Here is a 12,226-nt window from a genome sequence, read left to right as displayed (position 1 = left end):
AAGATTAGCGTAGTGAGTCAACAGGTTTGAACTCGTTCTCTACTAATGGTTTCGCATTAGCTTGAGGAACGTGACACTGCAGACAGAAGTAACGACGAGGTGAAACGTCAGCAAGTACTGCATCTTCACGGTTCATGTAGTGAGTAACACTAATTTTTGTCGCACCCATCTCTTTCGCATTTTTCCAGCTGTGGCAAGACAGACATTTGTTTGCGTTCAGAGAGACTTCGTAGCTACGGATATTGTGAGGTACCAATGGTGGCTGGTATACGTAATCGCTCTCAAGCACTTGGTCGCGAGGGTACTTTTTGAAGTCGTCAGCTGCTCGTGTTGCTTCAAGCTCACTTACACCACGTAAAGACTCTACGCCACCAATGCCGCCAGGGTTATCCAGCTCAGCTTGAGCTACGCCAGCTAGCAAAAGACCGGCTGATAGTAGGGCAGTAATCAGTTTTTTCATGTTAATTTCTCCGCCTAAAGGCTAATTCTTTGAGAGGACTACTTCTTCAAAAGGATGAAAAAGTAGTCGCAATATTAAATACTTAAGATCGTTTCTCTAAGCCTAGGGCTTAAGCAACTTTAGTGATCTTAACTGGACACTTCTTGTAGTCTGTCTGTTTAGACAGAGGATCCGTTGCATCCAAGATCAACTTGTTGATCAGAATTCTTGCATCAAAGAATGGTACGAATACCAAGCCCTGTGGTGGACGGTTACGGCCGCGAGTTTCAACACGCACACGAACTTCACCACGTTTGTTTTCGATAAGAACTTCATCACCACGACGTAGGCCACGAGCTTTAGCGTCAGCAGGGTGCATGTAGCAAAGTGCATCCGGTACTGCTTTGTAAAGTTCTGGTACACGACGAGTCATAGTACCTGTGTGCCAGTGCTCAAGAACACGACCGGTACATAGCCACATATCGTATTCATCGTTTGGTACTTCAGGTGGCGCTTCGTATGGTGCATTGATGATCAGTGCTTTACCATCTGGTTTGCCGTAGAAGTCCCAATCAGAACCTTTCTTAGCATATGGATCTGAACCTTCTTTATAGCGCCATAGTGTCTCTTTACCGTCAACAACAGGCCAACGTAGACCACGAACTTGGTGGTAGCGATCGTATGGTGCTAAATCGTGACCGTGGCCGCGACCAAAGGCTGCGTATTCTTCGAATAGACCTTTTTGAACGTAGAAACCTTGAGCTTGTGCATCGTCGTTAAGCTCTTGAGCTTCAGACAGTGGGAATGCATCAACGTTGCCGTTTTTGTAAAGCACGTCGTACATGGTTTTGCCACGGTACTCAGGCATTTTCGCAACCAGTTCTTCACCCCAAACTTCTTCAATAGTGAAGCGCTTAGAGAATTCCATGATTTGCCATAGGTCAGACTTAGCTTCACCTACAGTTTTCACTTGTTGGTACCATGCTTGTGTACGACGCTCTGCGTTACCGTAAGCGCCTTCTTTCTCAATCCACATTGCTGTTGGAAGGATGAGGTCAGCCGCTTGAGCTGTTGCCGTTGGGTACGGGTCAGAACATACAATGAAGTTATCTGGGTTACGGTAACCTGGCAGACGTTCAGTGTTGATGTTTGGACCCGCTTGCATGTTGTTGTTACACATTACCCAGTAAGCGTTGATTTTACCGTCTTTCAACATACGGTCTTGAAGAACAGCGTGAGCGCCGGGTACCGGTGGAATGGTGCCTTCTGGAAGTTTCCAGATATCTTCTGCAATTTTACGGTGTTTAGGGTTAGCAACCACCATATCGGCAGGTAAACGGTGAGCGAATGTACCAACTTCACGCGCTGTACCACACGCTGACGGTTGGCCAGTTAGTGAGAATGGGCTGTTACCTGGAGTAGAAATCTTACCTGTAAGAAGGTGGATGTTGTACACAAGGCTGTTCATCCATACGCCACGAGTATGTTGGTTCATACCCATAGTCCAAAGTGACATTACTTTGATGTTTGGATCGGCATATTGCTTAGCCAGCTTGATAAGGTCTTCTTGAGATACACCTGACATTTCAGACGCTTTCTCAACTGTGTATTCAGCAACAGACGCTTTGTAGTCTTCGAAAGAGATAGCAGTCATTTCGCCTGAGTTAGGGTTTGCGGCTGCTTTCTGTAGTGGATCATCGTCACGCAGACCGTAACCGATGTCTGTCGTTGCTTGCTTGAAGTTCGTGTGCTTGTTCACGAAGTCCCAGTTAACGGCATCGTTTTGAATGATGTAGTTAGCAATGAAGTTAGCAATTGCTAGATCTGATTGAGGTTCGAAGATGTAACCCGTGTCTGCAAGCTCGAAAGAACGGTGGTAGTAAGTAGACAGTACGTTTACTTTAACGTGTGGGTGGCTTAGACGACGGTCTGTAATACGAGTCCATAGTACTGGGTGCATTTCTGCCATGTTTGAACCCCACAGTACGAATGCGTCTGCGTGTTCAAAGTCATCGTAACAACCCATTGGCTCATCAATACCGAAAGTGCGCATGAAGCCTACTACAGCAGAAGCCATACAGTGACGAGCGTTTGGATCTATGTTGTTTGAACGGAAACCCGCTTTCATCATCTTAACGGCTGCGTAGCCTTCCATTACTGTCCATTGGCCTGAACCGAACATACCAACACCTGTTGGACCGTTCTTCTTCAGTGAAGCTTTCCATTTCTCAGCCATCACGTCGAACGCTTTGTCCCAAGATACGGGTGCGAAATCACCATCTTTATGGAACTCACCATCTTTCATACGAAGAAGAGGTTGTTCTAGACGGTCTTTGCCGTACATGATTTTTGAAAGGAAGTAGCCTTTGATACAGTTAAGGCCTTTGTTTACAGGAGCTTCTGGATCGCCTTGAGTCGCAACCACTTTACCGTTTTGAGTACCTACTAGTACTGAACAGCCCGTACCACAAAAACGACAAGGCGCTTTATCCCACGTGATTTTTGTTTGATCAGAGCTAGCAATCAGGTTGGTTGCTGTTGCCGGTAGAGTTACACCTGCAACGGCTGCCGCTGATGCAGCTGCGTTTGCTTTCACAAACGCACGTCTTGTCATTTTCATACTTCACCCTCAAGTTGAGAATTGTTACTTCCAGTTTCTAAATCCGTTTCGTCGAGTCCAGTTTCGATTTGGTGATAAACCAAAGCTGTCCCCAAAACGTTCTTAATGTTGTTTATTGCTTCGATGGTGTCCGTTACAAAACCTTGGTTTTCAGTTTCTAGGACCACGATGATTTTGCCTTCAGGGCTATCTCCGTAGATTTCAGCGTTATCGAATTGATCGATCTCCGCTTTGATCTCATTTAGATGCTCAGGGCTCACATGCACGACTAAACTTGATATATGCACTTCATTTAGTGCCATAAATTGCTCTCGTTATTTTTGTTTTATGCATTACTCACAAGAATAGCCGAAGTAGGGCAAATTGCTACGCAGGCGCCACAACCGCTACACTCATCTAACTTGATTTTTGGTAGAGCAACACTGCCTGCTCTAAGTTGAAATTGAATGGCCATAGGTTCACACATGTCACCACAGCTTCGGCATTCAACATTTTGTTGCGCTAAACACTTATCAGAGATTTGTGCTTTTGCTTGCCAAGGCTCTCCTTGCTTTGGCTTAAAAATGGGTTCGGGACAAACATCTGCACATTGATAGCAGAACGTACACTCATCAATAGAGAAATCTACAGTGGGAAAACCACCATCGCCTACAATGATTATCTTAGTCTCACAACTCTCGATGCATTTACCGCAGCGAGTACAGTCATCTGTAAAGCTTTCTAGGCTGTCAATCCAAGGCAAACGAATCTGGCTTGAGTCAACTTTTCGTCTAGAAAAAAGACGGCGTTTTGATAGATCTACCACTAGATACCTATAGATGTTACTAAGATGTTGTAATTGTAGGTCATTATTCTATTAATATCTTGTAATGAGTCCTCACAAGTAGTGTAGTTTTAGAAACAATTGTATAAATACCCCCTAAGGGCTAATTGGGGGCATATATTGTCTTAGATCAATAAATTACGGAGCGAGTGATCACATATTGAATGGAGCTATGATTTTTGATGTGTGACAATACGATATCGCTGGCAAGTCATTTATCAATAGGAAGGCACTTTTGCTTATAAAACCGGTTTCATCTGTAACAAGTACGATAGCAAAATCTTTGCTCTCTATACTGCTGTTGTCGGTTGCTACGACTGGCTTTGCCATCTTTACTTTGGCTTCAAGTTTGAATGATGCGGAAGCGGTTAACGTGGCCGGTTCAATGCGAATGCAAAGCTACCGTTTAGCCCATGATATTCAAATAGAATCTGTCGATTATGAATCTCATATTCGTGAATTCGAAAGTTCTCTTTACTCGCCATCCATGACTAATTTGGTCAGTTGGAATGTTCCGACAGACATCACAGAAGATTACTATTTAATTATCGGCCGTTGGCATGAGCTAAAACAGGTCTTGAATAGCGAAGAGCGCGATCACTATCTCGTGTTAGTTGAAAACTTCGTGGCTGAAATCGATGGCTTCGTTTATAAGCTGCAAGAGTTCTCTGAAGACAAGTTAATAAAGTTAGCGTGGGCTGGTGGTATCGGCCTTGGTGGGATTCTGGTCATATCTCTTTTTGTTGTTCACTTTGTACGTAAACAGGTTGTTAAACCGCTACATGCTCTTGTCGGTGCGAGCCAAAGAATCAAAAACAGCGACTTCGAGGTAGAACTCAAGGTGACCAGTAACAACGAAATGGGCATTTTGACCAAAACCTTCAACTCGATGGCCAAAGATTTAGGCGTGCTTTATCGAAACCTTGAAGATGTGGTGGATGCAAAGACGATTGAGCTGCAAAATGCGAACCAGTCGCTGCAGGCACTTTATAACTCGTCACAAGAGCTCACGGTGACGCGTATTGCTCCTGAAAACTTCCGAGCTATCTTGCAGCATCTCGTGAGCTTGGAAGGGATTGGATCACTGAGGCTCGAGATTGTCGATAACTCAGGCCGTTCATTGATTATGGATGAAGGTTACGATTCGAATTTAGACTACGAAAAGTTCGAGATGAAACTCGACGATAACGAACTTATTCTCGGCTATTTATACTGTTCATATCACCACGGGCACTCAACTAAAGCTCTGATCGAAAGCTTCATTCAACTGCTATCGAGAGCGATCTACTACAATCGTGCTCAAAAGAAAGCTGAACAGCTTATTATCATGGAAGAGCGTGCCACGATTGCACGTGAACTCCACGATTCATTGGCTCAATCACTGTCGTACTTGAAAATTCAAGTTACACTATTAAAGCGTGTGATTGGCAAACTGCCAGAGCAACAGCACCGAGAGCAATCTGAACAAATCGCGTCTGAGATCGGAAACGGCTTAGCCGACGCTTATACCCAGTTAAGAGAGCTACTCACCACATTTAGGTTGACCATTAAAGAGGGCAACTTTGGAGACGCCTTAAGTACCATGCTTGAGGCGCTCAGCGAGAGAACCGATGCGAAGATTAACCTCACTAATAATCTCTCATCGATCGAGCTTGATGCGCATAGTCAGGTTCACTTGCTTCAATTGATTCGTGAAGCAACAATAAATGCAATAAAACACGCCAATGCCGACTTAATAGATGTATGCTGTAACGATGAGGACGGTGAAGTATTAGTCGTGATAAAAGATAATGGAGATGGCTTTGACTCAAGTAGTTCCAAGGTGAACCACTACGGGATGAGCATTATGCAGGAGCGTGCGGTAAGACTGAATGGCGACTTGACGATTGAAGCGGCGCAAGGTGAAGGCTGTACAGTCATATTGAAATATAAAAGTTTGAAGGAAGTTAAAGTTGACGATTTGTAAAGTAATGCTGGTTGATGATCATCCATTGATGCGCAGAGGTATAAGCCAATTACTGAGCTTTGAAGACGAATTCGAAGTGATTGCAGAAGCAAGTAACGGCACTGAAGCGGTTGCTCTTGCTCATGAAGAAGAACCTGATTTGATCCTTTTGGATCTCAATATGAAGGGCATGTCTGGTTTAGATACCTTGAAAGCACTTCGCACTGACGGTTCTAGCGCAAACATTGTTATTCTAACGGTTTCTGATAGCCCTGCAGACATTGAAGCGATTGTAAAAGCAGGCGCTGATGGCTACTTGTTGAAAGACACTGAACCCGATGAGTTAATTGAACTGCTTAAGCAAGCAAACAGCGGTGACAAGGCTTACAGCAGTGTGGTTGCTCGTTACCTAAATGATGCTGGAAGCCGCAATGATATCTTCGAACAACTGACTGAACGTGAAATGCAGATCCTTCAAGAAGTCGCGAAAGGTTACCGTAATAAGCAGATCGCCGATCACCTGTTTATTTCTGAATCGACAGTTAAGGTACATATGAAAAGCTTGTTGAAAAAGCTGCAAGTGTCTTCCCGTACCGCTGCAACGGTTCTGTATCTAGAACGCTATGGTGAAATGAAGTAGGGCTTGTTCCTTTGAGATAACACTATTTCAAGCCTGACTGTTTATACATTTTGTACATGTCTCGATAGTTTTAACGATGTTGAGAAAGTGACATTAAAAAAGGCGCTGAACTTATTAAGTTCAGCGCCTTTTTGTTTACGCATTTTATATTCAGTATTGGTGTTCGTTTGTTCTTCGTTCTTTGAGATTAGAAACTTAAGGCTTACGCCGACATTGGAACCAATACAAGCGTACCGAAGATAACCGTAATAAGACCACAGATTACGGGTACAGACGTACGTTTTACGACTTCAAATGGGCTGATTTTACCCATACCAGAAGTCGCTACGATTACGCCAGATACTGGTGAAATTGTACGACCTAGGTTCGATGCTTGAAGCATTGGGATGATTAGGAACGCTGGGTTCAAGCCCATTTTCGCCGCTAATGATGGAGCCAGTTCTACGAATGCATAGAATGGCGCGTTACCAGAACCTGTCGCGATAGCAGCAGCAACTGTTAGACCAGTCAGGATAAGCATTAATGCGATACCGCCAGCGCCAGCTGATTCAGCAAGGCCGATTAGGTTATCAATTGCACCGATAGACATTAGGCCCTGAGCAAATACACCCGCCGCAACCAACAGCATTACTACGCCTTTAAATGCTTCGGCCATACCTTGGTAGCAAGAATCTAGGTCTTCTAGTGTTTTTTCGCCGTCAAACTTCTTCACAACGTAATCGATAACAGCGCCCACGAAAATTGAACCTACTACGATGGTGTAGATATCAAGTGAAAGGCCCGGAATGGTACGACCGTTGAATAGAAATACTCCAAAAATAGGTAAGAATGGAAGAGCAGCATAAAAAGCCGGCGCATTCGTTTCAATTTCTGAAACATCTACTTTTTCCATTGGCGTGTTTTCTTTCTTATCTAGGTATTTGTTCCAGAAGAAAGCCGCACCCGCCATCACGATGATCGCACAGATAGAAACAGGCAGTACCGTTTGAACAGCAAACACATCAAGAGACATACCTGATTTTTCTGCTGCGATAACCACATCACCCGACGTTGGTGAAAGAATGATTGCTGCAGGTGATGCACAAACCGCCACCGCTGCTGGACGAGAAATACCCATTGCCGTCATCATTGGGAATAGGGTCGCCATCAATAGCACGCCAAGGCCTGTTGCAGAACTTACTGCTAGAGACATTAGACACGCTACGATGTAAGCCGCAACAAGAAGTACGTATGGAGATTTGATAGCAGCAAGCGGTTTAGAGAATTGTTTTACTACCACATTGTTTGCGCCGATATGCGTCATGTAAGAAGCAAAGCCACAAAGAAGCATGATTTGCATGCCTAGGCCGCCTCCACGGTACTGAAGCATGTACTTAACGAATTCTAGTGAGTCGGTAACCATGTTACCTGTTGAAGCGACCTTAGCGGGTAAGACTGTGTGACCTATAAGGCCAGTAATAAGAAGTAGGGCAAGGCCAGCTGTCAGTAATACACCTGCCGCTTTATAGCCTTTCACAATAAAGTAACCAACAGCGATAGTAATCACTAATCCGATCAAGAGCTCTAACATAGAAATCTCCACAAAGTTTAAAAAATATAAGAAAGTGTTTCAGAATATGACAATGAATGTACAGAAAACTGCACTGTGGCACGAGGCATAGTTGAGGTTGATATGATCTAAGACAAACATTTTTTTCGATGTTAATTGTGGTTGTAAATCGTGAATAACTACTGTTGTTTAGATGTTAATAAACAAATTTTGTGGCTTGTTAGAATATAACTTGGATCACCTTTGATTGTTCTATTTGCATATGGTGGTGTTATTTTATAAATCGCGAGTATTTTTTGTACTTTGGAAGGAAACGTGTAACGAAGTGGGTATTTATCGGAGTAAAGAGGTGAGAATCTTAGCTTTTAAGCTTACTTACATTTAAAGATTACTTATGTTTAACGCCTACTTACTTCCCATAAGTAAGCGCTAAAACACAAGTTATAATAAGGCGATTCTTCAGCTTCTTCGTTTAACTCAGAACCTTCATTTAATACGACTTCGTCCTCGAGTACCACTTCTTCAACTTCTTCTGCGAATAGGGGCATAGAGAAAGCGATTAGAACTAAAGGTAGCTTTGGTAGGAATCGTGTGTATGAAATTGTATTTGCTAATGGGTGCGATGTTCGTGAGATAGTGTGTTTCGACATAATGGTTTTGTATATAAAGTGATTTAACACGACGAACTAAGTGTTAGTCTGATGAGTAGACAGTGATCGAATCGAACCGTTGGCATTGTCGGCGCAGGTTCCATCGCAATCGACTCCCAATTCATTTTTGGGGTCGGAATGGTATGCACGGATTGGATTAAGTGGAGGTGCTGATTGAATAAGCTCACTTCACTTACAGCGTCCTCAAGTTGTTTGGTATTCATCTACATTCCTGTCGACTGTTGTTCTTGTAATTTGGCGCTTAGTTTATGGTCAAAGCGCCAGAACAGTATTTAAATGAATGTGAATGATCTTTCGTGAGGTTACTTGATATTGGTTTAGGAATATTTGGGTAGGAAAGTTGGTTTTATGATTGAGTTAACAGCATAGAAACACAGAGAACAAGGCGCTCTCTGTGTTGGTCATTTTGCTATTATCGAAACTCGCTGATGAGCATTATCTCTGGCGTCTTGCGACCAAAGTGAATCGGTAATCGTTAGACGTGAAGTAGTTGCGGCTGTATTCAAATACAGTGTTATTGGCGAGGTAACCTCGAGTACGTTTTTCAATGATAGGCTGAGTTGGGTCAATCCCTAACTGTTTAGCAACGTCTTCAGGCGGAAGAATCGGCACCAGTTCTTGCTCACTTCTATCAATCACCATGCCTTTGGTGTTCTCAATAAAGTCGTACTTTGATGTCTGCATCACTTGATAGGTGAGATCTGGGAATAGGGCAACAGGTAACCAAGTTTCTTCAACCGTGATTGGATTGTTGTCTATGAAGCGAACACGCTTTACGTAGAAAACTAATTCGCCTTCTTTAATATCTAGATGTTCAGACATCGCCAAAGAACAGGGCTTCATTTCAAAGGCTAGAACATCACTGTGTGTAACCACATCCAAATGCGCCCACTTTTCTTGAAAGCTCGACTGTTTGTAGATGTCGTAATTGATCTTGTTCTCTTTGACGTAAGTACCGCTGCCTTGAACGCTTTCAAGCTCATCGTTTTCGATCAGTAGTTTCAGTGCTTGCCTAACCGTTACACGGCTTACCGAGAATACTTCACGCAATTGCGCTTCTGTTGGGAGTGCTTCACCAACTTTGTATTCTCCAGAACTGATCTTTTCTCTTATTGCATCGGCGATTTGGCGATACATAGGGAGTCTTGCCATTTTTGCCTCATTTGTGCGCTAGGACAACTAGACTTTGATTAACAACCTGTACCTTAAATACGTAAATTTGCTCTATATAAGCCTTGCTTTAAAGGTTAGTGTGAGCGTCGTATCGGCGTTTTGTAGTACATATAATACAAATTAAACGATACATAACAAGCTTTCTTAAAGGATTTACCAATACGATTTAAATACAAATTAAATACAAATATGTATTGATGAGATCGTGATCACGGATTAAATGTCTTGAAGTTGTATTATTCTTCTCGTCGACAGGGACGACTGTCGTACTAATCCGTGACTATGGGACAAAGGTTATGAAACTTACTACTCTAACGAATAAGTCGCTCGTAAATCTGCAAACTACGTTTAGCAGTCGAGAAGAAGCGATTTACGCACTTGCTGACCAACTGGATCAGCAAGGCAAACTGCATAACAAGCAAGAGTACCTTGATGCAGTATTTGCTCGTGAAGAGCAAGGCCCGACAGCGCTTGGCGAAGGCTTAGCAGTACCGCATGGCAAGACTGACGCGGTTAAAGAAGCTGGCTTCGCTGTAGCAACGCTTAAAGAAGACATGAAATGGAAAGGCTTGGATGAAGACGAAGATGTAAATCTTATCTTCCTAATTGCGATTCCAAATGCAGAAGCGGGTTCTACCCACATGCATCTGCTTACTGCATTGACAACTACATTGGTTGATGACGATGTTCGCGAAGCTGTATTAAAAGCGACAACCGCTGAAGAAATCTTTGCGCTTCTTGATGGCGACAATCAACAAGAAGAAAAACAAGACAACTTAGATACAAATGCGCCGACAATTGTATGTGTTACTGCTTGCCCAGCAGGCATTGCTCACACCTATATGGCGGCTGAGTACCTAGAAAAAGCGGGAAAAAAGCTTGGCTACAAGGTTCATGTTGAAAAGCAGGGCGCAAACGGTATTGAAGATCGCTTAACTGCGGAACAACTTAACAATGCTGTGGCGTGTGTTTTTGCTGCTGAAGTTGCGATTAAAGAATCTGAGCGCTTTAACGGCATTCCTCGTGTTGAAACACCAGTTGCAGAACCGATTAAACACGGTGAGCGCATTCTTAATGAAGCGATTGAAGAGTCGAAAAAAGGTAATGGTGCAGAACGCACAGTGGCTACTGACAACAAGCCTAAAAAGTTGCCACTGAAAACTGAGCTTAAACAAGCACTGCTTTCTGGTATTTCTTACGCAGTTCCTCTGATCGTTGCTGGTGGTACTGTTCTTGCGGTTGCTGTTCTTATCGCACAAATTTTTGACCTGCAAGATCTTTACGCAACAAAAGATTCTTGGCTATGGATGTATCGCAAACTAGGTGGCGGCCTACTGGGTACATTGATGGTGCCAGTACTGGCGGCTTACACAGCTTATTCACTAGCAGACAAGCCCGCACTTGGCCCTGGTTTTGCCGCAGGTATTGCAGCAAACATCATTGGCTCTGGTTTCCTAGGCGGTGTTGTTGGTGGTTTGATTGCTGGTTATGTGATGCGTTGGGTAAAAGAGCATGTTCGCTTAGGTCCTGCGTTTAACGGATTCCTTACTTTCTACCTTTACCCTGTGATTGGTACTTTGGTAGCGGGTAGCTTGATGCTATTTGTTATCGGTAAACCTGTAGCGTTCCTAAACCAAGGTCTAACGGATTGGTTGAACGGTATGTCAGGCACCAATGCGCTGTTATTGGGTGCGATTCTTGGTCTGTTTGTATCATTCGACTTAGGTGGTCCGGTAAACAAAGCCGCTTACGCATTCTGTTTAGGTGCAATGGCGAACGGTGTTTATGGCCCTTACGCAATCTTTGGTTCAGTAAAAATGGTATCGGCGTTCACTGTAACGGCTTCAACCATGATTGCTCCACGCCTATTCAAAGACTTTGAGATTGAAACCGGTAAATCGACATGGCTACTTGGCCTTGCGGGTATTACCGAAGGTGCAATCCCAATGGCGATTGAAGATCCAATCCGTGTAATCGGCTCATTCTTACTAGGATCAGTGGTTACAGGTGCGATGGTTGGCGCGGCAGGTATTGGTCTATCGACTCCGGGTGCAGGTATCTTCTCTATCTTCTTGTTACACGATTCAGGTTTGGGCGCATTCTCTGCTGCTGCAATCTGGTTCGGTGCTGCGATTGTCGGCACAGTGATTTCAACTGTTACTCTTCTGATGTGGCGTGGTCACGCTGTAAAAAAGGGTAAGTTTGAAGCAAGTACTGCAACACAGAACTAACTGAATTTTGAGCTAGCTCCTAACTCACTGCGAAATCAATATATAAAAAATAACAAACAACTGGCTGCCCTAAATACCTGTGCTCCTAACGGTTTTATTCACACAGATTCTGGGCGTGGTTTTCTGCACCCTAAA

Annotated in this window: 11 protein-coding genes; 3 read left to right on the top strand and 8 right to left on the bottom strand. The window is 43.7% G+C overall.

Annotation, left to right across the window (positions count from 1 at the left end):
- Positions 1-4: 4 nt before the first annotated feature.
- From AB6E30_RS08565 to napF, 4 genes are all read right to left on the bottom strand, one after another.
- A complete protein-coding gene (locus tag AB6E30_RS08565) occupies positions 5-460 on the bottom strand; it encodes a nitrate reductase cytochrome c-type subunit (RefSeq protein ID WP_008219291.1) in 456 nt (151 codons plus the stop codon).
- 109 nt (positions 461-569) lie between these two features.
- Positions 570-3,059 carry a periplasmic nitrate reductase subunit alpha gene (napA, locus tag AB6E30_RS08560; protein ID WP_104216304.1) on the bottom strand — a complete coding sequence of 830 codons (2,490 nt, stop codon included), beginning with the start codon at positions 3,057-3,059 and terminating at the stop codon, positions 570-572.
- Entirely contained in the window at positions 3,056-3,361 is a 306-nt protein-coding gene (locus AB6E30_RS08555) for a chaperone NapD (protein ID WP_017062612.1), read from the bottom strand. Before AB6E30_RS08555 ends, napA begins: the two co-directional genes overlap by 4 nt.
- A 23-nt stretch (positions 3,362-3,384) precedes the next feature.
- Entirely contained in the window at positions 3,385-3,864 is a 480-nt protein-coding gene (gene napF, locus AB6E30_RS08550) for a ferredoxin-type protein NapF (protein WP_017067052.1), read from the bottom strand.
- Positions 3,865-4,117: 253 nt separating this feature from the next.
- Here napF and narQ point away from each other — a divergent pair, with 253 nt between their 5' ends.
- Positions 4,118-5,848, top strand: a complete 1,731-nt coding sequence (narQ, locus tag AB6E30_RS08545; RefSeq protein ID WP_372103274.1) for a nitrate/nitrite two-component system sensor histidine kinase NarQ — start codon at positions 4,118-4,120, stop codon at positions 5,846-5,848.
- A complete protein-coding gene (locus tag AB6E30_RS08540; RefSeq protein ID WP_372082863.1) occupies positions 5,835-6,467 on the top strand; it encodes a response regulator in 633 nt (210 codons plus the stop codon). The genes narQ and AB6E30_RS08540 overlap by 14 nt, the downstream gene beginning before the upstream one ends.
- 202 nt (positions 6,468-6,669) lie before the next feature.
- Here the strand turns inward: AB6E30_RS08540 and dcuC are convergent, their stop codons facing one another.
- The 4 genes from dcuC to AB6E30_RS08520 all read right to left on the bottom strand — a co-directional run bounded on the left by dcuC (position 6,670) and on the right by AB6E30_RS08520 (position 9,839).
- A complete protein-coding gene (dcuC, locus tag AB6E30_RS08535) occupies positions 6,670-8,037 on the bottom strand; it encodes an anaerobic C4-dicarboxylate transporter DcuC (RefSeq protein WP_065584770.1) in 1,368 nt (455 codons plus the stop codon).
- A 377-nt stretch (positions 8,038-8,414) separates the two neighbouring features.
- Positions 8,415-8,666 (bottom strand): hypothetical protein, encoded by a 252-nt coding sequence (locus tag AB6E30_RS08530; RefSeq protein ID WP_133151380.1) that lies wholly within the window; start codon positions 8,664-8,666, stop codon positions 8,415-8,417.
- 23 nt (positions 8,667-8,689) lie between these two features.
- The gene (locus AB6E30_RS08525) at positions 8,690-8,890 is read right to left on the bottom strand and encodes a hypothetical protein (protein ID WP_080582262.1); all 201 of its coding nucleotides are present in this window, start codon (positions 8,888-8,890) and stop codon (positions 8,690-8,692) included.
- A 232-nt stretch (positions 8,891-9,122) separates the two neighbouring features.
- Positions 9,123-9,839 (bottom strand): GntR family transcriptional regulator, encoded by a 717-nt coding sequence (locus AB6E30_RS08520; RefSeq protein WP_010430026.1) that lies wholly within the window; start codon positions 9,837-9,839, stop codon positions 9,123-9,125.
- A 317-nt stretch (positions 9,840-10,156) separates the two neighbouring features.
- Between AB6E30_RS08520 and mngA the strand changes: the two genes are divergently transcribed.
- Positions 10,157-12,091, top strand: coding sequence for a PTS 2-O-a-mannosyl-D-glycerate transporter subunit IIABC (mngA, locus tag AB6E30_RS08515; protein ID WP_104216309.1), 1,935 nt, complete (start codon positions 10,157-10,159; stop codon positions 12,089-12,091).
- Positions 12,092-12,226 lie beyond the last annotated feature (135 nt).

The organism is Vibrio sp. 10N.247.311.12 (assembly GCF_041467515.1).
Lineage (GTDB): Bacteria > Pseudomonadota > Gammaproteobacteria > Enterobacterales > Vibrionaceae > Vibrio > Vibrio crassostreae_C.
Note: the sequence above shows the minus strand (reverse complement) of the source record. Positions and strands in the feature narration are given on the sequence as shown.